The organism is Achromobacter sp. B7 (assembly GCF_003600685.1).
In the GTDB taxonomy this organism is placed as follows: Bacteria; Pseudomonadota; Gammaproteobacteria; order Burkholderiales; family Burkholderiaceae_B; genus Achromobacter; species Achromobacter spanius_B.
Map to the genome: position 1 here is coordinate 2,532,573 of NZ_CP032084.1, position 18,100 is coordinate 2,550,672.

Genomic DNA, 18,100 nt, shown 5'->3' on the forward strand with positions numbered 1-18,100 from the left:
GGAAGAGGCATGACGACCAAGATTCCGAACTCCGTCATTGGTGCCGTTTCGTCTGTTCTCGCCGAGCACTACTACAGCCACTCAACACTGAACTCCCTGTTTATGGAGAGTGGTGCTCCGGGTAGCGTGCCCGAAGGAAACTGCGAAACGAAGTGCAGCAGTTGGCTTCGACGCTGCAACGATGATCCCACCGCCGATCCCATGCTAGTGCTTGGCCAGGTCATCCAGAAGTTCATGGACCTGGAGCCCAACGACTGGAATCAGAAGATTGGCCCCGGCCAGGAGCGCATCCGAGCCAGCTTGTCCAAGAACCAGTTGACCTATCAGATGAACGGGTTCATCACTCTGGCCGAGGCGAGCCCGGCTGCAAAGTCACTCGCAGATTTTTTCAAGGCGGGCGACTTTTCGTCCATCGAAGCAGAGTTCGAACGTGCCATCTCGCAAGTTGATCGCGATCCGCACGCGGCGATCACGGCATCCAGCGCCATCATTGAGGCGCTGTGCAAGACCTACATCGAGACGCGCCAGTTGGATATGCCAACCGTTCAGACCATCGGCCCGCTTTGGAAAGTGGTGCAGCAGCATCTTGGCCTGAACATTGACCGCACCCTGCAAGATGACCAAAAAAGAATCTTGCAAGGCCTTGCTTCCATCGTCGATGGCGTTGGCGCTTACAGGACTCACATTGGGTCGGCACATGGACGCGGCGTCGAACCGCCCAGAATCGTGGCGTCTGAGGCGCGTTTGGCTGTCCATGCATCGCACACCGTCGTGATTTTCGTGATGGAGCGCTGGCTCGGCGCGATTCGGAGGGTTTGAACGGCCAACGGCACAGGCCAATGGATTGGGCGGACGCCGTGTGAGCAGCCGGTGTCGTCGACGCCAACACAGGATCTGGTTCAAGCGCAGTTGATCACGTTGCCCGAGTCACCTGGGTCTCGCTGGAGCCACACGCGAGATTCGAGCAGAAAATGACACCTAGTAATGACAAGCTGCGACGTTCTTCGGTATCCTTTGGCTGGATTGATGATGAAGTCAAAAACGTCGCTCCCTCACGAATCGCTCCATCTCCCGCGCCAGCAAAAGATCTGCGTTTATGACGGTAAAAGCGACGGTATAGACCCATGTCGATCACAGCCAAGTCCTTTAACCATGCGGGTTTGGACGGCTTGTTGATGATCGAGTGGGAGTAACGTCTTTGGGGGCGCTACCGCTGGCGAGCGCATATGGACAGCATGTATTGATATTAAATAAGTACGCCAAGTCAACGGTCAGCGGCTGTTGCTGATCAGCTAAGCCGCTTGCCGGTGAACCTTGCAATAAGAATGGGAGGCTCGAATTCGAGTCCTCCCTTTTTTTTGTTCGAACCAAAGCAATCTCGCCAAGCCTCGCCCACTCCTACCCCGCAAACTAGGGTTATCCGGGATTCTTTATGCTTAAACTTTTGTGAAGAATAAGCGCCAGATGCAGGGCTCCGCCGCGATGAGGCATCAAGGTGGTTCACCGGGGTGCGGCACCTGACGCACCGTACGCAGGATCGCGCGGTGGCGGCCCAGAAGGAGAATCGGATGCTGTTGCGTAGACATTGCCTGGCCGTGATGATGCTGGCGCTGACTGGCTGGGCGACGGGCAGCCAGGCGCAAACGGCGCCTCAGGCCTGGCCGACCAAGCCGGTGCGTCTGGTTGTGGGATTGGCCCCTGGCGGGCTGGTCGACGTGCTGGCGCGCACGGTTCAGCCGCATTTGGCCGAGGGCTTGAAGCAGACCGTTATCGTGGAGAATCGGGGCGGGGCGGGCGGCAACGTGGCGGGCGCCGAGGTGGTGCGTAACGGCGGAGACAACCATACCTTCTTGCTCAATCCATCGACCACCGAATCGGTCAACCCGCTGACGTTCACCAGCATGCCGTTCGATCCGCAGCGGGACTTGCGGCCGGTTGCCTTGTTGGCCAACAGCCAGTTGTTCCTGTTTGTCCGGTCCTCGCTGGGCGTCGACACGCTTGAAGCGTTCGTCGAATACGCGCGCAAGCAGCCCAATCCGCTTAACTACGGGTCGGCCGGCAACGGCACGACGCCGCATCTGGCTGGCGAGCTGCTCAAGCAGGCTACCGGCATGCAGGCCACCCATGCGCCATATCGCGGCGTGGCGCCGGCGATACAAGACCTGGCCGCGGGCCAGATCGACTTTGCGTTTGGACCGGCCACGGTCTTCCCCATGGTGCAAGCGGGCAAGCTGAAGGTGCTGGCGGTGGCGAGCCGGCAACGGGCCGCCGTGGCGCCGGACATACGAACCTTTTCTGAGGCGGGCATTGACGGCGTTTTCGCGGACAGCCTGTTCGGCGTGTATGCCGCCGCTGGCACCCGCGATGATGTGGTTGATCGCATGAACGGCGAAATCAACAAGGTGCTGGCGAGGCCGGAGATCAAGGCGCGATTCCTGGACGCCGGCGCCGAGGCGCTACCGCTGAGCGTGGCCGACTACACCGCGCGTGTGCAGGACGAGAAGAAATTGTTCGTCCCATTGATGAAGTCATTGGGGCTGAAGGAACAGTAGAGAAATAAGAAATAAGGAGTCAGACTGCAATTTCACCGATGCCAGCGCAAAAATGCAGTCTGACTCCATGGTGCAGCTCAGTATCAGCCCAACAGTTCCTTGCGAACGATTTCCGCGCCTTCGCTCAAAGCCAGCAGCTTGCCCTTCGCAATAGCCCGCGACAACGGCGCCATGCCGCAGTTCGTGCACGGATACAGCTTGTCGGCATCCACAAACTTCAGCGCCTTTCTCAGCGTATTGGCCACTTCTTCGGGCGTTTCCACCTTATCGCTTGCCACGTCGATGGCGCCGACCATCACCTTCTTGCCGCGAACCAGTTCAAGCAGATCGATCGGCACGTGCGAGTTGTGGCATTCCAGCGAGATGATGTCGATATTGGATTTTTGCAGCTTGGGGAACGATTCCTCGTACTGACGCCACTCGGACCCCAGCGTCTTCTTCCAGTCGGTGTTGGCCTTGATGCCGTAGCCGTAGCAGATGTGCACAGCGGTTTCGCATTTCAGGCCTTCAATCGCCCGTTCCAGCGTGGCGATGCCCCAGTCGTTGACTTCGTCGAAGAACACGTTGAATGCCGGCTCATCGAATTGGATGATGTCCACGCCTGCGGCTTCCAGTTCGCGGGCTTCCTGGTTCAGGATCTTGGCGAATTCCCAGGCCAGTTTTTCGCGGCTCTTGTAGTGGGCGTCGTACAGCGTGTCGATCATCGTCATGGGGCCTGGCAGCGCCCATTTGATGGGTTGCTTGGTTTGCTGGCGCAGGAACTTGGCGTCTTCAACAAACACCGGCTTTTGACGGCTGACGGCGCCCACCACGGTCGGCACGCTGGCGTCATAGCGATCACGGATTCGAACGGTTTCGCGCTTTTCGAAATCGACGCCGTCGAGATGCTCGATGAACGTCGTGACAAAGTGCTGACGGGTTTGCTCGCCGTCGCTGACGATATCAATGCCCGCATGCTGTTGTTCTTGCAGCGCCAGGCGCAAGGCGTCTTGTTTGCCCTCGACCAGCTCTTCGTCTTGCAGTTTCCAAGGCGACCAAAGTTTTTCAGGCTGTGCAAGCCACGAGGGCTTGGGCAGGCTGCCGGCGGTGGAGGTGGGCAGTAGTTTTTTCATGATCAGTTGGTCTCGTGTGTTATCTGAGTGATTAGTGCGCGTAGTTGGCGGCCCAGCTTTCCAGCACGTGCTTGTAGGGTTTGATGAAGTGCTCTTCCGTGAACTTTCCCTGCTTCACGGCAAGCTGGCTGCGCTCATCGCGGTCATAGACGATCTGTGTCAGCGAGTAATCCTGATTCTTCAGGCTCGGTTGATAGACCTTGCCCGCGGCGGAATTGGCGTTGTAGATCTCGGGGCGGTAGATCTTCTGGAACGTTTCCATCGTGCTGATGATGCTGATCAGCTCAAGGTTCGTGTAGTGGCCAAGCAGGTCGCCCTGAAAGTAAAAGGCCAATGGCGCGGCGCTGCCCGGGGGCATGAAGTAACGGACCTGCAAGCCCATTTTTTCGAAGTACTGGTCCGTTGGCGAGAATTCGCTTTGCTGATATTCAACGCCCAGGATGGGGTGCTGATTTTCAGTACGCAGGTACGTCTTGCTGCTTGAGGCGCTGATGCAAATAACCGGCGGCTTGCTGAACTGTTCTTTGTAGGCGCTGGAACTGACAAAGTGCTTGAACAGCTTGCCGTGCAAGTCGCCGAAACCGTCAGGCGAGCTAAAGCTGGATTTGTTCTTGTTGTGCTCTTGCAAAAGCACGCTGAAGTCGTAGTCGCGCACGTACGAAGAGAAGTTATTGCCGACGATCCCATCGATGCGTTCGTTGTTGTGGCGGTCGACGATATTGGTCTTCAAGATTTCAATCAGCGGAAACGCATCACTGCCGCCGTTGGCGGCAATGTTCATTTCAACCGAGATGATTTCAAGTTCGACCGTGTAGCGATCTGCCTTGGGGTTGTCCCAATGCGCCAGACTATTGAAGCGCCTGTCGATCATCTTCAGCGTGTTGCGAAGGTTCTGTTGGCGACTCGCGCCCCGCGCCAGATTGGCGAAGTTGGTCGTGATGCGCGTGTTGTCGGACGGCTGATAATTTTCATCAAAAGGAATGCTCTTGATGTTGAAAGTGAACGCGTTGCTCATGGTGATGGTGTGCTGATTTTGGCGAATGGAATACGAAGCCGGCTGCCGCCAGGCGACGGACGCTATGGCCGCTGCGGGCGGCGTTGAATGGGTTTTGCTTCAGGCTGCTACCGGTTCTTGTGCGGCGGCGGTGCTTGGATGGCGCATCAATTCGATTAAGGGCAACGCGCGCTGGACCGCCAGTCTGGCCCGTTCGATCAGGGCCATGTCGTGCAGGCGGTAGTCGGCAAAATCCTTGTCGGTCGCGTAGACGCCCAGCGGCAAGGTGCGCGCCTGGAAGAAGCTGAACAAGGGCCGCAACTGGTGATCGATGATCAGGGCATGGCGTTCGCTGCCCCCGGTGGCCGCCAACAGGACGGGCTTGTCGATGAGGGCGTCTTGATGGATGAAGTCGAAGAAGTGCTTGAACAGCCCCGTGTACGAGCCTCGGTAGACCGGGGTTGTCACCACCAGGACGTCCGCTTGTTCGACCGCGCCAAGCTCGCGCTCCACCGTGTCGGGCAATTGAGAGCGCCAGACGGCGCCGGCCAGTTGCGGGGCGAGCTCACCCAGTTCAACCAGGTGTTGTTCGCACGGAATATGGTCGGCGATCAGGTCCAGCAGGTGTTCTGCCAGGGCCGCTGACTTCGAGGGGCGTTGCAGTCCGCCGGAAACTGCGACTAGACGGAGTGGACGTGTCATCTTTGCTTCACATGAATAGAGCTGCCCGGCGCGGCATCTGTCTTTGTGCAGTTGCAGCATCAAGCTGGAACCGCATGCTAGAGGAGGGTAACGATGAAGTAAAATGGTTTTATTTCACCTATCCATGAGCAGGAATCATCTGAATGCTTGAACGCATCCACCTCAGCATCGTCCAGCAGGTCGAAAAGCAAGGGTCGTTGACGGCCGCTGCGGGCGTGTTGAACCTGACCCAGTCGGCCCTTAGCCACAGCATGAAGAAGCTGGAAGTGCAGCTGGGCACCGACGTCTGGCTGCGTGAAGGGCGAAGCCTGCGCCTCACCCAGGCCGGCCAATACCTGCTGGCGGTGGCGAACCGCGTGTTGCCGCAGCTGGACCTGGCCGAAGAGCGACTGGGCCAGTTCGCGCAGGGCGAACGCGGCGCGCTGCGCATCGGCATGGAATGCCACCCTTGCTATCAATGGTTGCTGAAGGTGGTTTCACCGTATCTGGCGGCGTGGCCCGACGTGGATGTGGACGTCAAGCAGAAGTTCCAGTTCGGCGGGATCGGCGCGCTGTTCGGGTACGAGATCGACCTGCTGGTGACGCCCGACCCGCTGTTCAAGCCGGGCCTGAAGTTCGAGCCTGTGTTCGACTACGAGCAGGTGCTGGTCGTGCCCAAGGGCCACCGCCTGGCAACGGCTGCGTACGTGAAGCCGCAACAGCTGACGCAGGAAGTGTTGATCAGCTACCCCGTGGACATCGAGCGGCTGGACATCTACAACCAGTTCCTGCTGCCGGCAGGCGTCACGCCCAAGCGCCACAAAGCCATCGAAACCACCGACATCATGGTGCAGATGGTGGCTAGCGGACGCGGTGTGGCCGCTCTGCCGCGCTGGCTGGTCGAGGAATACGCGGCGCGGATGGAGGTGGTGCCGGTGCGGCTGGGCGTACGCGGCATCGCCAAGCAGATTTTTCTGGGTGCGCGCGAAGCGGACAGCGCCATTGATTACGTGCGGGCATTCATCGAACTGGCCCGCCACCCGGGCACCGACGCGCCGACCGCTGTGGCGCAAGAAGCCAATGGACAATCACGGTAGCGCTACAGTGAATGTCGCGACTCCAGCGGGCACGGAATCGTGCTGACAGTCGCAGCTACATTAGAAAGTCACGCAGCGGCGCGGGGTAGAGTACGCAGGCATCGAAGATCTGGATGTCGCAATAAACGAAAGCCGAAGGCTCACTCGTGCCTGCCCCCCTCGATCAGCATGCCTCGCAACCGCTGGCGCTGTCTTTCCAGCGCCGCTATCTGCTTCTCCAAGATCGCCAGCCGTTTGCGCTTCGCATCCTTCATATCCGCGCATGCCTTCGCCCCTTCAATCAGCAACATGCAACCCGGAAAGCTGCGAATTTCTTCCAAACTGAAGCCGGTGGCGATCAATCGCTGAATCTGCTTGACCTGAGTGACGGCCACTGCGTCAAAGGCGCGGTAGCCATTCTGGGCACGCGTTGACGCAAGCAAGCCGTGCTGATCGTAGTGACGAATCGAACGTACGCTGACGCCGGTTGCTTGCGCCAGCGCGCCGATCTTCAGCAGGGTGGTGGACTCAGTTTTATTCATGGATCGAACCTTATCACCTAGTGCTTGACTGTGACACTAATGTCAGGCTTTAGCCTGGGCTCTTTCCATTCGAAGGAGCTTCAACATGATGTCTTTCAGCGCTTTCATCCATTGGCGCAAGGGGTTTGCCGCAATGGCCCTGATGGTTCTATCCACGCTGGCGCGGGCCGCAGTAGATCCATACACAGTGACGGCGCCTGATGGCGTGCGCATCGCGGTGCAAGAGGCCGGTGACCCGAACGGTCAGCCCATCATCTTTATTCACGGTTTGCTTGGCAGCCACCTTAGCTGGGAAAAGCAGGTCAACAGCCCTCAGTTGCAGCGGTACCGCCTGATCACTTTCGATATGCGGGGGCATGGCCTGTCCGGGCAACCTGAGCGTGCCGATGCCTACCGTGATGGACGCCGTTGGGCGGATGATCTGGCTGCGGTGATTGCGGGGTCAGGCGCCCGGCAGCCCGTCTTGGTGGGATGGTCGCTAGGCGCGGCAGTTACCACGAATTATCTGGCTGCCTATGGTGACGAGAAAATCGGCGGTGCTGTGTACGTGGGGGGTGTCATCGAACTGAAACCGGAACAAATCGTGTCGCAGCCGCATGCTTACAAAGGAATGGCATCGCCAGATCTCAAGACGCATCTCGATGCTGAACGCGAATTTGTGGCCCTGTGCTTTGCCACCCAGCCTGACGCGCGGACGTTCCAGCGTTTGCTGGCCAATGCCGCCATGGCTTCCCAGAGCATGCAGAACGCCGTGCATGGTATGTCGCTGAATGCGCCCAAGGGCTTGGGGGCCATGCATAAGCCGCTGTTGTTGATTTATGGCGCGCGTGATGCGTTGGTGCAGCCCCAACCGTCCTTCAATCGCGCCAAGGCCTTGAACGCCGGCGCCATCGGCAAGTTCTACGCAGACTCGGGGCACGCTCCCTTTCTGGAGGAGGCCGAGCGTTTCAACCGCGATTTGTCCGCCTTTGCTGACGCCGCGACGCGGCGTTAGCCGTTCATGTGCCCAGCGCAAATATCAACGCTGGCATGTTTTATGGCGATCGATATAAAATCCCCGGACGTTCTCGGGTACCTGCCACGCACGTGCCTTCGTCAAACCGCTTGCCCCACGGAAGGCCACCGCATGACGCAACTTGCCGACCCCGTCCAGGATGCCCCCGTCGGACCCGTTCCCGTCCCCCATCTTCCGCGACCCTCCCGCAAGACTCTCCACGGACTCTGTTGGGCGGGCCTCAGCGTGTTGATCTTTGCCGGCTGGTTTGTGGTGACGCGCTTTAGCGTGACGCGCGAACTGCGCTTGTGGGATGTCACCGCGCTGCGGTTCGGTATCGGCGCTGTGATTCTTTTTCCGGTGCTGCTGCGGGGTTCCGGGCGCATATCCGGCAAACAATGGGGTGAAGGACTGTTGTACGCCTGTCTGTGGGGCATGCCTTTTGTCCTGGCGGTAGCTCTGGGACTACAGCTCACGTCAGCCGGGCGGGCGGCGGCAGTCGCGCCGACATTGATGCCCGTTTTTGTCGGGCTTTTTGCCTGGGTCTTCCTGAAAGAAAAGCAGGGCTGGGGCCGCTGGCTGGGGTATCTGGCCATCGTCATCGGATTGGTCTGCATGATTGCCGGCGGCGCCTCGGCGCACGGGGTGGCGAACCCCGTGGGGATCCTGGCGCTGATTACTGCCGCCGCGATGTGGGCCGTCTATACGCTGCTGTTTCGGCGCAGCGCGCTGACGCCGGTGCAGGCCGCGGCGTTGATCTGCTTCTGGTCGGCCGTGCTGTTTCTGCCGATCTACCTGGTTGCCGGCCTCAGCCGCCTTGGTTTGGCGTCGGCCGGCGAAATTGCTTTGCAGGCGTTTTACCAAGGCGTCTTGATGAGCGGCGTGGCCATCGTGTCCTTCAACCGATCCGTTGCGCTGCTGGGGCCGTCCGCCGCCACGGCCATCATTGCCTTGATCCCGGCGGTTGCCGCGCTGACCGCCATTCCCGTCCTGGGCGAGCTGCCGTCGTGGGAAGAGGGCATTGCCCTTCTTGCCGTCGTTGGCGGCGTGCTGCTGGCGGCCCGTCCCAAGCGCAAAGCAGCAGTCCCATCGACCACCACGACAGCGAGACAACAGCCATGATCCGTTTTTACTTTCATCCGACGCCTAACCCCGCAAAGATCGCGCTTTTCCTGGAAGAGACCGGGCTGGAGTACGAAGCCGTGCCGGTCGACACCAGCAAAGGCGAGCAGCACACGCCGGCGTTTCGGGCCATCAACCCGAACGGCAAGGTGCCGGCCATTGTTGACACTGACGGCCCTGGCGGCAAGGAAGCGCGCGTGTTCGACTCGACGGCCATCCTGATCTATCTAGCCGACAAGACCGGCCAGCTTACGGGCACGCCGGAAGATCGGCCTGAGCTGCTGTCGTGGCTGCTGTTCATTGCGTCCGGCCTGGGTCCGTTTTCCGGTCAGGCGGTGCACTTTCAGTTTGCCGCGCCGGATGGTCTGGACTACGCGGTCAACCGTTACCGCCGCGAAGCCGACCGGCACTATCAGGTGCTGGACGAGCATCTGAAGGGGCGCGAATTCATCGTGGGTAACTGCTACACCATCGCGGATATTTCGGCGTGGGGCTGGCTTGATCGGGCCTCGCGCGTGCGCAAGGGCTCGGAAGATCCGCTGGCGCCGTTTCCGGAATTGAAGCGCTGGTTCGCCGGCGTGGATGCACGCCCGGCGGTTGCGCGCGCCCGGGCGCTCAGCAAAAGCCACCAATGGAAAACCGTCAACGACGACGAGACCAAGCGGGCCTTGTTCCCCTCAAATTTCGCGCCTGCGTCGTCGCGAGCGGTTTGAAATGAAGATCCAGAACGAGCGTAATAGGATGACGTCACCATCGTCTGTTTGTTGCACGACACAGCCGCGTAGGGTTGCACATGGCGCGCCCCAAAGAGTTTGACGAAGCGGCGGCGCTTGATGCCGCTATCGAATGCTTCTGGTCGCGCGGTTACGAAGCCACGTCGGTGCGTGATCTGGCCGCTGCCATGGGCATCGTGGGCCCGAGCTTGTACAACACGTTTGGCGACAAGCGCCGGCTGTACCAGCGGGCGCTCGCGCATTACGTCGAGCGCGGCTTTTGCGAACGGGTCAGGCGTTTTGAATCGCAAATGACACCCCGCGAGGCCATCGGCGCGTTCTTTGACGAGATCATCGAACTATCGTTGGCGGACGAGCAGCGCAAGGGCTGCATGATCGTGAACTCGGCGCTGGAGTTGTCTGCGCACGATGCCGAGTTCCAAGAGGCGCTGGCGCTTGTGCTGCGGGATATGGAGGCTTTCTTCCTGCGCTGCGTGCAGGCGGGCCAGCAAGCCGGCACGATCAACGCCACGCAGCCGGCGGATGACCTTGCGCGCATGCTGCTCGGCTTGCTGATGGGCCTGCGCGTGCTGGCGCGCTCGCGGCCGGAACCGGAGTTGCTGCGTGGTCTGGTTCGGCCCGCGCTGGCCTTGCTTGATGACGCCCGCCCGCGTTGATGGCAAAGCCGGACAACGCGGTGGGCTCCCCGCAATAAACCCGGCATCGGGCGATGGCCTGGAATTTTTCTACGAAAGCTGGCCGCGCGGGCGGTGACGTGTTGAGGCTGTCCGGGCGGCGCTGCCTTATAAATCCAGCACGAGCCTGCTGCCCTTGGCGCTGGACACGCAAATCAGCATCGTCTTTTGCGCGGCCTTTTCCGCGTTGCTGAGATATTGGTCGGCGTGTTCGGCTTCGCCTTCCAGAATGCGGGTCTCACAGGTGCCGCACACGCCCTCGCGGCACAGGCAATCCACCGGCACGGTGCTGTCGCGCTCGATGGCGTTCAGGATGGACTCGCCGGCGGCCACCTCCACGGTCTTGCCGGACTTGGCCAGCACCACCGTGAAAGCGCCGCCGGTTTGCTTGGGCGCGGCGAATTGTTCGACGTGCACGCGCGCTGACTCGATTCCGACTGCTTGCGCGGCGCCGCGCACGGCATCGATCAGTGAGGGGGGGCCGCATACGTAGGCGTGCGCGCCAGGTTCCATGCCGCCCAGCAGGCCCGCCAGATCCATGCGCTGGCCTTTGCTGTCGACATAGAAACGGACGCCATTCCCGCAGAGCCGGGCAAGCTCGTCCCGAAAGGCGCCGTGTTCGTCAGCGCGATAGGCGTAGTGCAGTTCGTACGAACCACCGCACCGGAGCAGGTCATGCAACTGCGACATGAATGGGGTGATGCCGATGCCGCCAGCGATCAGGACGTGGTGGCGGGCGGCCTCGTCCAGTGCAAACAAGTTGTTGGGCGCGGTGATGTAGAGTGCGTCGCCTTCGGCCACCTTGTCATGCATAAAGGCAGACCCGCCTTTGGACGGCGTTTCGCGCCGCACGCCGATCTGGTAGTTGCCAAGGGCGTTGGGCGAACTCATCAGCGAGTAAGCGTTGTTGTAATGGCGACTGCCGTCGCGCAGCTGCACGATGATGTGGCTGCCGCCCGTGAAGGGCGGCAACGCGCCGCCGTCCATGGCCTCCAGCGTGTAGCGCTTGACCAGCGGGGTGACGTGCTCGATGCGCGCGACGCGCACGAGCAGGGCCGCTTGGGCGCCAAGGGTGCTGGCGGTGCTGGTGGTGCTCAGGCTGCTCATGGTGCTGATGGTGCTCATGCTCGCGCCGTGGCGCGATGGAGCGCGGGCGGGGAAGTGTCGGCAGACAAGGCTTCCTGGTATTCCGTGGCCAGCTTGCGATGAAAATGCACGATGCCGTGCTCGCTGATTCCGCTGCGCTGGCGGTCGACCATGATGCGGCCTTGCCCGCGATAGCCGCGCGACTTCAATCCCTTCTGCACGCTTTCCACCAGTCGCAGGTCTTCAGGCCGAAAAACGTCGCGATACCAGTCCACCAGCTTCTGCTGTTCCTCGGTCAATTCCTTGTTCAGAAAGTAAATGTCGTAGTGCTGCAACGTGACGCCCGCGCTGGCGGGAAATTCGTAGATGACGGTCATGAAGTCGGCGCCCGGTGGCACGTTGAACATCGTGCAGGGCCAGGCCCAGAAGCCTGCAAAGCTGGGGTCCTTCACCGAGGCATCGACCTTGAAGGATTTTTCGGACGATTTCGCCAGGCCGAATTGCAACGTCCAGTTGCCGTGCATCGTGTGGGTGTATTTGTCGACCTGGACAGAGTCCGCAAAGCTGGGGTGCACCGGGCCGCAGTGATAGCACTCCAGGTAGTTGTCGACGATGGACTTCCAATTGGCGGGAGTTTCGGTGACGAAGCGCGCGGCCAGTTGCAGGGTGTCCACCACCGGGCAGGCGGCGCGCAGGCGGGCTTCGAAGCCGGGGAGTTGGTCTTCTACCGACCCCGCGCGCGGGTTCAGGTTGATGAAGACAAAGCCCGCGGCTTCTTCGACCTTGATCGGGACCAGCGTGGCCTTGTCCCGGTCAAAGTTGGGCACGTTGTCGCAGTTGCGGGCGAAGGCCAGCTCGCCATCCAGCTTGAACGTCCAGGCGTGGTACGGACAGGTGATGACGTTTTTGGCTTTGCCGCTGCCTTGCAACAGTTGGTGGCCGCGATGCGGGCACACGTTGTAGAACGCGCGCAGGATGCCGTCGCGGTCGCGCAGCACAATGATGCTTTCACCGATGATGTCGCGCGTTACGTAGTCGTTGGGCTCGGCCAATTCGCTACGGTGGGCCACGCAGATCCAGCTGTGGGCAAAGATCTTTTCCTGCTCGTACTGGAAGACGGCGTCCTGGGTGTAATACGGGGCGGGCAGCGTCCAGGCGTTTTCTTCGTCGGCGTTGAAGTCGGCGGGCAGCTTGGGGATGCGGTTCATGATGCTCTCCTGGGAACAAAGGCCGGTTGGGTGGGCGATTCAATCTGATGCGCCGGGATATCTCCGTAGTCCTGCATCAACCAGCGGAACAGGCCGAACAGCTTGATGCCCAGAATGAAGACAAAGGGGATGGCGGTCAGCACCACGGCCGTTTTCATCGTTTCCAAAGACGCCTTGGTGAACAGCATTGCCAGCGGGACCAGCGTCAGTGCAATGCACCAGAAGACGCGGCTGGCGGGCGTGGGGTCTTCGCCTTCCGACAGGTTGCGCGTGGTGGTGGCGGCGACGGCGTAGGCCACGGCGTCGACGTGGGCGGCCAGAAAGACCAGCATGGTTGCCAGGTACAGCGCCAAAAACAGCTTGCCGGCCGGCAGCACGCTTAGCAGCATTTCCACTGCCGTTTCGCCGCCTTGTTCCTGCAAGACGCGGGGCACGTCGATGGCGCCCGTCATGAACTGGTGCATTGAATAGCTTTCCAGCGCGCCGAAGAAGAACCAGCATCCGGCGCTGCCGCCAAGCAGCAGCGCATAGATCACTTCCTTGATCTTGCGGCCCTTGGAAACGCGCGCCACAAACATGGCCACGCCCGGCGAATACGACACCCACCACAGCCAATAGAACACCGTCCAACCGCGGTTGAAGGCCCCGTCGCCGGCGGGGTCGGTGAACAGGCTCATGCGGACGTAGTTTTGCAGCATCAGGCCCAGGCCATTGACGATGTTGTTGCCGGAAAACTGCGTGGGGCCCACGACCAGCACGACGGCAGCCAGCAGCAGCGCGCCCCAACAGACCAGATGGCTCAGGCGCTTCATGCCGCTGGCGATGCCGATATAGGCGCTGGCCGAAAACAGCGCGGACACGCCGACGATCACGATCACCTGCATGGCGAAGGTGTCGGGCGTGCCGACCAGGCTGGTCAGGCCGCGCGTGAAGGTGGATGCCGTCAGCGCAATGGACACCGTCAGCGCGCCGAACATCGTCAGCAGGAAGATCAGGTCCGCCAGACGGCCGACGGGACCCGTCGCACGAAAACCCGTTATCGCTTGGAGGATAGATGCCAGGTTCAGCCCCGCCTTCTTGCGCACATGAAAGTGGTAGGCCATGGCCAGCGAGGGCAGGGCGTATACCGCCCACGCGCTTAACCCCCAGTGGAAAAACGAATAGCTGATGCTGGTTTCCAGGGCCTCGCGCGTGCCCGACGCGACGTTGAGCCCGGGCGTTTGGTAGTAGTAGGCCCACTCCATCACGCCCCAATACAGCGTCGACGAGCCCATGCCGGCACAGATGAACATGAAGATCCAGGACAGCGTCGAGTATTCGGGCTTGCTGTCACCGAGGCGCACGTTGCCGTATTTGCTGAACGCCAGGCCAATGCAGGCGATGACGCAGCCGAAGACAAACACCTGGATCAGCGAGCCGAATGAACGCGTGGTCCAGTCGAATAGATCGGCCGCGGTGGCGGCGGCTTGCATGGGCCAGAGGACCATGGCGATGACGGTGAGCAGCACGGCGGTAAGTGTGCAAAGCGTCAGGAACCCGTCGCGGCGTGGCGCGGCTATTTTCACGTTGTCTCCTTCCTTGCGTCGTTGCGCGCGGTATCTTGTCGTGTGTTAACCAGCGGTTTACATTAACCATTGATTAACCCAATGATTGACCCGGACTGTAGGAAGAACCTTGCCCATGCACAAGCTTCAATCGGAAAACGGCGCGTTTGTAACGGGTGGTTTTTGTTTTCGCTGTGTCGGCTGGACACGGTCGTCATGAAAGAAGACAGCTTTGCGTTCCGCTTGAAAGAGCTGCTTGAACACAAGCAACTGACGCTGCAAGCCGTGGCCGGCGCGCTGAATGTCTCGCGCCCCGCCGTCCATAAATGGACGAAGGGCGGCGAGATCGACTACGAAAAGCTGCGCAAGCTGGCGGCGTTTCTGGGGGTGAACTGGATCTGGCTGCGATACGGCGAGCAAGCGCGGGAAGAGGCCGGTGCAGCAAGCGCCGTGGACATCCCCATGACGGATACGCGCCGCCGCTACATGGCCGACATCATGGAAAGCGAAGCGCGCATGAAGCTGGCGCAAGAGGGCGCGCGCATCGTTACGTGGGAATGGAACCTGATCACGGACGACGTCAGCTACTCGCCCAACGTCCAAGCCGTATACGGTTGGCGCATTGTCAGCAACGACAGCTTCTGGTTGCACGTGCACCCCGACGACGTTGCCATGATGCAGGCCGTCTACGACGAATCCCTGCGCACCGGCAACGCGCACGAATTCGACTTTCGCGTGATCCAGCCGGATGGCGCCCTGCGCTGGATTTCCTCACGCGCCACGCCCGTGCGCGACTTTGACGGACGCATCGTCAAGGTGATCGGCATCAGCATGGACAACACCGCCCGCAAGCTGGCCGAGCAATCCCTGCGCGATCAGCAGGCGCGCTTTGAAGCGGTGTTTGAGCTGACGTCGCAAGGCATGGCGCTGCTGGACGCCAACCTGCGCTGCGAATCCGTCAATGGGGCGCTGGCGAGGATGCTGGGGGCCGACCCGAAAGCGCTGCTGGGCGATGGCCTGGCCGGGCTGCTGGCCGATGGCGGCGCGCGCCTGAAGAAGATGCTGCACGGCAGGCCCACCGCCGCGTTTGGCGCAAAGATGCGCGGCAAGGATGGCCGCTGGCTAACGGTGCAAGTGCGGGCGGTGTTGACACGCGGCACGGACGCGGGGGCAGCGGCGTACTTTGCGTTGGCGGTGGAGCAGGGGTGAGCGGGGGGAAGACGCTGCCAGCCCGCCCCGCGCAAACGCCGGTCATCACCCCCCGCGACTCTTCACCACCAAATTGCTCACAAACACCTGCACCACTTCATCTTTCTGATTTAAGGTGGTGGTGCGCGCTTTCACCAAGCCCTGTTCCGGCCGGGTTTTCGATGGCCGCACTTCCAGCACCTCGCTTTCTATCCGCAACTCGTCGTCCGGACGCACCGGCAGCGGCCAGCGCATTTCTTCCACGCCCGCGCCGATGATGCCGCCGGCGGGTTTGAAGTCGCTGGCGACCAGCAGTTGCATGGTCAGCGCGGCGGTGTGCCAGCCGCTGGCGGCCAGGCCTTTGAACAGCGTGACGTTGGCCGCGTCTTCATCAAGATGGAACGGCTGCGGGTCGAATTCCTTGGCGAAGGCCTTGATGCGTTCGCGCGTGACGCGCACGCGGGCGGTGCCGATGAAGCGTTGTCCGGGGGTCAGGTCTTCCAGGTAGTGCACGGCCATGTTGGTTTGCTCCGTCGGTGGGCGTGGCAGGCGTGAATAAGGAAAAATCAGCGGGGGGATTCCGAAGCCAGGGACGCCAGCAATTCACTGCGACAGGCTTCGAGGATTTCGTCGGCCAGCGGCGAGTCATCAGGGCAGGCCCGCGACAGCGCGACGGCGCCGATCACGTGGGCCAGCAAATCGATGCGCTTGGCGCGCGCGCGCTTGGCGGATAAAGACGGGTCTATGTTCGGATTTGAATCGGGGTTTGAATTCGCACCCGAATGCGCACCCGAATGCGCACCCGAATCCGGGTCCGCGTTCAGGCCCGAATCTTGCGGCGCAACGTCGTCCTTGGCCAACGCCGCCAGCATGTTCTCGATGCCTGCGGCAAAGGTGGTCTTGACGTCGTCGGACTGGCGCGCGGCGTCGCCGCACAGGGCGGCCATGGTGCAGCCCGCGCTGCGGCCGTCGCGATGGGCGCGGGACAGGTAGATGTTGACGAACTTGGCGGGGTCCATGTCGCCCGTCATCGCCAGGGATTGCGACAACCCAGACGCGGCCGTTTCGGCCATCAGGTCGGCCTTGGAGCGGAAGTGCTTGTAGAACCCGCCGTGGGTAAAGCCGGCAGCGGCCATCAGTTCGGCCACGCCCACGCCGTCGTACCCGCGTTCTCGAAACAGGGTCGATGCGGTCTCGACAATGTGCGCCCGGTTTGCCTGCGCCTGAGCCTTGGTGACCCTCATTTTTGCAACCTCGTTGGATGACACGCCCGCGCGTGCCAGTCTGTTAATGCCATGTGCAGGTGACAAATATACATTGATGTCGATCATCATCAAAGTACTTGACGGTTTAGATGTTGATCATCATCATTAATGCCGTTGGCCGCCCGGCCCGGACCGTAATCCGGACCTGGCCCTGCCGCGATCAGCCCAAGGCCACCGCCTTGCGCACCGCAATCAACCCCTATTTATGGAACCCGACCATGACCGACAACGCTTTGTTCCAGCCCTACACCTTAGGAACCCTGACGCTTTCCAACCGCATCGTGATGGCGCCGCTGACGCGCAATCGCGCCGAAGCGGGCTTTGTGCCCAGCCGCCATGCCGCGACGTATTACGCCCAGCGCGCTTCGGCGGGTTTGTTGATTGCCGAGGCGACGCAGATCTCGCAGCAAGGGCAGGGGTATCAGGACACGCCGGGTATTTACACGGCAGCGCAGGTCGAAGGCTGGCAGCAAGTGACGCAGGCCGTGCATGCCAAGGGCGGCAAGATATTCCTTCAGCTGTGGCATGTGGGCCGCGTGTCGCACGTGGACCTGCAAGAGAACGGCGCCGCGCCCGTCGCGCCGTCCGCCATCCGCGCCGAGACCAAGACGTTTGTCAACAATGGCTTTGAGCCGGTGTCGATGCCGCGCGCCTTGGCGCTGGACGAGCTGCCCGGCATCGTCGACGACTTTCGCCAAGCAGCCGCGAACGCCATTGCGGCGGGTTTCGATGGCGTGGAAATCCACGGCGCCAACGGCTATCTGCTTGAGCAATTCGCCAAGGACGGCGCGAACCATCGCGACGACGCGTACGGCGGTTCGGTGCAGAACCGTGCGCGGCTGTTGCTGGAGGTGACGCAGGCGGTGGCCAACGAGGTGGGCGCCGACCGTACCGGCGTGCGCATTTCGCCGGTGTCGCCGGCCAACGGCATTACGTGCAGCGACCCGCAGGCGCAGTACGACTACATCGCTGACCAGCTCAATGCGTTGGGCGTGGTCTACCTGCACGTGGTGGAGGGCGCGACGGGCGGGCCGCGTGATGTGGCGCCGTTCGACTACGGTTCGCTGCGCAGGCGCTTTACGAACACCTATATCGCCAACAACGGGTATTCGCTGGACCTGGCCGCCACCCAGCTTGCCCAGGGCCATGCCGACCTGTTTGCATTCGGCCGTCCGTTCATCGCCAACCCCGATCTGGTGCAGCGCCTGAAGACGGGCGCTGCGCTGGCGCAGCTGGACCCCGCCACGCTGTATGGCGGCGGCGCACAAGGCTATATCGACTACCCGGCGCTGGCCGACGCGCGCTGATTGGCGGGCTATCGCCGTTTT

At 61.4% G+C, this 18,100-nt stretch carries 17 protein-coding genes and 4 pseudogenes; 11 read left to right on the top strand and 10 right to left on the bottom strand.

Annotated elements, in window-relative coordinates:
- Window positions 1–9: 9 nt before the first annotated feature.
- Both DVB37_RS11400 and DVB37_RS11405 read left to right on the top strand, forming a co-directional pair.
- A complete protein-coding gene (locus DVB37_RS11400) occupies window positions 10–819 on the top strand; it encodes an abortive infection family protein (RefSeq protein WP_162941200.1) in 810 nt (269 codons plus the stop codon).
- A gap of 749 nt (window positions 820–1,568) precedes the next feature.
- Entirely contained in the window at window positions 1,569–2,552 is a 984-nt protein-coding gene (locus DVB37_RS11405) for a tripartite tricarboxylate transporter substrate binding protein (protein ID WP_120155181.1), read from the top strand.
- Window positions 2,553–2,635: 83 nt separating this feature from the next.
- On the opposite strand, the gene DVB37_RS11410 is transcribed toward DVB37_RS11405, so the two are convergent.
- The 3 genes from DVB37_RS11410 to msuE form a co-directional block, all read right to left on the bottom strand.
- Window positions 2,636–3,664, bottom strand: a complete 1,029-nt coding sequence (locus DVB37_RS11410; RefSeq protein ID WP_046805863.1) for a methionine synthase — start codon at window positions 3,662–3,664, stop codon at window positions 2,636–2,638.
- A 31-nt stretch (window positions 3,665–3,695) separates the two neighbouring features.
- The gene (locus DVB37_RS11415) at window positions 3,696–4,679 is read right to left on the bottom strand and encodes a DUF1852 domain-containing protein (RefSeq protein WP_120155183.1); all 984 of its coding nucleotides are present in this window, start codon (window positions 4,677–4,679) and stop codon (window positions 3,696–3,698) included.
- A 99-nt stretch (window positions 4,680–4,778) separates the two neighbouring features.
- Window positions 4,779–5,360: an FMN reductase gene (msuE, locus tag DVB37_RS11420; RefSeq protein WP_104143730.1), complete on the bottom strand. Its 582-nt coding sequence runs from the start codon at window positions 5,358–5,360 to the stop codon at window positions 4,779–4,781.
- A 143-nt stretch (window positions 5,361–5,503) separates the two neighbouring features.
- On the opposite strand from msuE, the gene DVB37_RS11425 reads away from it, so the two are divergent.
- Entirely contained in the window at window positions 5,504–6,436 is a 933-nt protein-coding gene (locus DVB37_RS11425; protein WP_120155185.1) for a LysR family transcriptional regulator, read from the top strand.
- A 7-nt stretch (window positions 6,437–6,443) separates the two neighbouring features.
- Here DVB37_RS11425 and DVB37_RS28650 read toward each other — a convergent pair.
- Window positions 6,444–6,551 (bottom strand): annotated as a pseudogene (locus tag DVB37_RS28650) (PIN domain-containing protein); the annotation flags it as partial.
- Window positions 6,552–6,576: 25 nt separating this feature from the next.
- Window positions 6,577–6,957: a MerR family transcriptional regulator gene (locus tag DVB37_RS11435; RefSeq protein WP_120155188.1), complete on the bottom strand. Its 381-nt coding sequence runs from the start codon at window positions 6,955–6,957 to the stop codon at window positions 6,577–6,579.
- 88 nt (window positions 6,958–7,045) lie between these two features.
- Between DVB37_RS11435 and DVB37_RS11440 the strand changes: the two genes are divergently transcribed.
- The 4 genes from DVB37_RS11440 (at window position 7,046) to DVB37_RS11455 (ending at window position 10,463) form a co-directional block, all read left to right on the top strand.
- Window positions 7,046–7,951: an alpha/beta fold hydrolase gene (locus tag DVB37_RS11440; RefSeq protein ID WP_120157457.1), complete on the top strand. Its 906-nt coding sequence runs from the start codon at window positions 7,046–7,048 to the stop codon at window positions 7,949–7,951.
- Window positions 7,952–8,083: 132 nt separating this feature from the next.
- On the top strand, window positions 8,084–9,073 hold the full coding sequence (locus DVB37_RS11445) for a DMT family transporter (protein WP_120155191.1): 990 nt from the start codon (window positions 8,084–8,086) through the stop codon (window positions 9,071–9,073).
- Window positions 9,070–9,786, top strand: coding sequence for a glutathione S-transferase family protein (locus tag DVB37_RS11450; RefSeq protein WP_104143734.1), 717 nt, complete (start codon window positions 9,070–9,072; stop codon window positions 9,784–9,786). Before DVB37_RS11445 ends, DVB37_RS11450 begins: the two co-directional genes overlap by 4 nt.
- 80 nt (window positions 9,787–9,866) lie before the next feature.
- Complete coding sequence (locus DVB37_RS11455; RefSeq protein WP_046805869.1) at window positions 9,867–10,463, top strand: TetR/AcrR family transcriptional regulator; 597 nt, start codon at window positions 9,867–9,869, stop codon at window positions 10,461–10,463.
- 126 nt (window positions 10,464–10,589) lie between these two features.
- Here DVB37_RS11455 and DVB37_RS11460 read toward each other — a convergent pair whose 3' ends face one another.
- Genes DVB37_RS11460 through DVB37_RS11470 form a run of 3 tightly spaced genes read right to left on the bottom strand, consistent with a single transcriptional unit; the run spans window position 10,590 to window position 14,340 of the window.
- Window positions 10,590–11,606 (bottom strand): PDR/VanB family oxidoreductase, encoded by a 1,017-nt coding sequence (locus DVB37_RS11460; RefSeq protein ID WP_305782045.1) that lies wholly within the window; start codon window positions 11,604–11,606, stop codon window positions 10,590–10,592.
- The gene (locus tag DVB37_RS11465; protein ID WP_120155193.1) at window positions 11,603–12,775 is read right to left on the bottom strand and encodes an aromatic ring-hydroxylating dioxygenase subunit alpha; all 1,173 of its coding nucleotides are present in this window, start codon (window positions 12,773–12,775) and stop codon (window positions 11,603–11,605) included. Before DVB37_RS11465 ends, DVB37_RS11460 begins: the two co-directional genes overlap by 4 nt.
- Window positions 12,772–14,340, bottom strand: coding sequence for a BCCT family transporter (locus tag DVB37_RS11470; protein ID WP_120155195.1), 1,569 nt, complete (start codon window positions 14,338–14,340; stop codon window positions 12,772–12,774). The genes DVB37_RS11465 and DVB37_RS11470 overlap by 4 nt, the downstream gene beginning before the upstream one ends.
- A gap of 195 nt (window positions 14,341–14,535) precedes the next feature.
- Here DVB37_RS11470 and DVB37_RS28920 point away from each other — a divergent pair.
- The 3 pseudogenes from DVB37_RS28920 to DVB37_RS28930 all read left to right on the top strand — a co-directional run.
- Window positions 14,536–14,664, top strand: a pseudogene (locus DVB37_RS28920) (sensor box protein); the annotation flags it as partial.
- 117 nt (window positions 14,665–14,781) lie between these two features.
- Window positions 14,782–15,129 (top strand): annotated as a pseudogene (locus DVB37_RS28925) (PAS domain-containing protein); the annotation flags it as partial.
- A gap of 120 nt (window positions 15,130–15,249) precedes the next feature.
- Window positions 15,250–15,528: pseudogene (locus tag DVB37_RS28930) on the top strand (PAS domain-containing protein); the annotation flags it as partial.
- A 45-nt stretch (window positions 15,529–15,573) separates the two neighbouring features.
- Here the strand turns inward: DVB37_RS28930 and DVB37_RS11480 are convergent.
- Together DVB37_RS11480 and DVB37_RS11485 are read right to left on the bottom strand one after the other, a co-directional pair.
- The gene (locus DVB37_RS11480) at window positions 15,574–16,026 is read right to left on the bottom strand and encodes a MaoC family dehydratase (protein WP_046805872.1); all 453 of its coding nucleotides are present in this window, start codon (window positions 16,024–16,026) and stop codon (window positions 15,574–15,576) included.
- Between the two features lie 47 nt (window positions 16,027–16,073).
- Window positions 16,074–16,751, bottom strand: coding sequence for a TetR/AcrR family transcriptional regulator (locus DVB37_RS11485; protein WP_120155197.1), 678 nt, complete (start codon window positions 16,749–16,751; stop codon window positions 16,074–16,076).
- Window positions 16,752–16,990: 239 nt separating this feature from the next.
- Here DVB37_RS11485 and DVB37_RS11490 point away from each other — a divergent pair, with 239 nt between their 5' ends.
- On the top strand, window positions 16,991–18,079 hold the full coding sequence (locus DVB37_RS11490) for an alkene reductase (protein ID WP_120157460.1): 1,089 nt from the start codon (window positions 16,991–16,993) through the stop codon (window positions 18,077–18,079).
- Window positions 18,080–18,100 lie beyond the last annotated feature (21 nt).

Excerpts from the sequence above, each read along its gene's own strand:
- DVB37_RS11400 (WP_162941200.1), top strand. The coding sequence starts at position 10 with ATGACGACCAAGATTCCGAACTCCGTCATTGGTGCCGTTTCGTCTGTT.
- DVB37_RS11405 (WP_120155181.1), top strand. The coding sequence starts at position 1,569 with ATGCTGTTGCGTAGACATTGCCTGGCCGTGATGATGCTGGCGCTGACT.
- DVB37_RS11410 (WP_046805863.1), bottom strand. The coding sequence starts at position 3,664 with ATGAAAAAACTACTGCCCACCTCCACCGCCGGCAGCCTGCCCAAGCCC.
- DVB37_RS11415 (WP_120155183.1), bottom strand. The coding sequence starts at position 4,679 with ATGAGCAACGCGTTCACTTTCAACATCAAGAGCATTCCTTTTGATGAA.
- msuE (WP_104143730.1), bottom strand. The coding sequence starts at position 5,360 with ATGACACGTCCACTCCGTCTAGTCGCAGTTTCCGGCGGACTGCAACGC.
- DVB37_RS11425 (WP_120155185.1), top strand. The coding sequence starts at position 5,504 with ATGCTTGAACGCATCCACCTCAGCATCGTCCAGCAGGTCGAAAAGCAA.
- DVB37_RS11435 (WP_120155188.1), bottom strand. The coding sequence starts at position 6,957 with ATGAATAAAACTGAGTCCACCACCCTGCTGAAGATCGGCGCGCTGGCG.
- DVB37_RS11440 (WP_120157457.1), top strand. The coding sequence starts at position 7,046 with ATGTCTTTCAGCGCTTTCATCCATTGGCGCAAGGGGTTTGCCGCAATG.
- DVB37_RS11445 (WP_120155191.1), top strand. The coding sequence starts at position 8,084 with ATGACGCAACTTGCCGACCCCGTCCAGGATGCCCCCGTCGGACCCGTT.
- DVB37_RS11450 (WP_104143734.1), top strand. The coding sequence starts at position 9,070 with ATGATCCGTTTTTACTTTCATCCGACGCCTAACCCCGCAAAGATCGCG.
- DVB37_RS11455 (WP_046805869.1), top strand. The coding sequence starts at position 9,867 with ATGGCGCGCCCCAAAGAGTTTGACGAAGCGGCGGCGCTTGATGCCGCT.
- DVB37_RS11460 (WP_305782045.1), bottom strand. The coding sequence starts at position 11,606 with ATGAGCACCATCAGCACCATGAGCAGCCTGAGCACCACCAGCACCGCC.
- DVB37_RS11465 (WP_120155193.1), bottom strand. The coding sequence starts at position 12,775 with ATGAACCGCATCCCCAAGCTGCCCGCCGACTTCAACGCCGACGAAGAA.
- DVB37_RS11480 (WP_046805872.1), bottom strand. The coding sequence starts at position 16,026 with ATGGCCGTGCACTACCTGGAAGACCTGACCCCCGGACAACGCTTCATC.
- DVB37_RS11485 (WP_120155197.1), bottom strand. The coding sequence starts at position 16,751 with ATGAGGGTCACCAAGGCTCAGGCGCAGGCAAACCGGGCGCACATTGTC.
- DVB37_RS11490 (WP_120157460.1), top strand. The coding sequence starts at position 16,991 with ATGACCGACAACGCTTTGTTCCAGCCCTACACCTTAGGAACCCTGACG.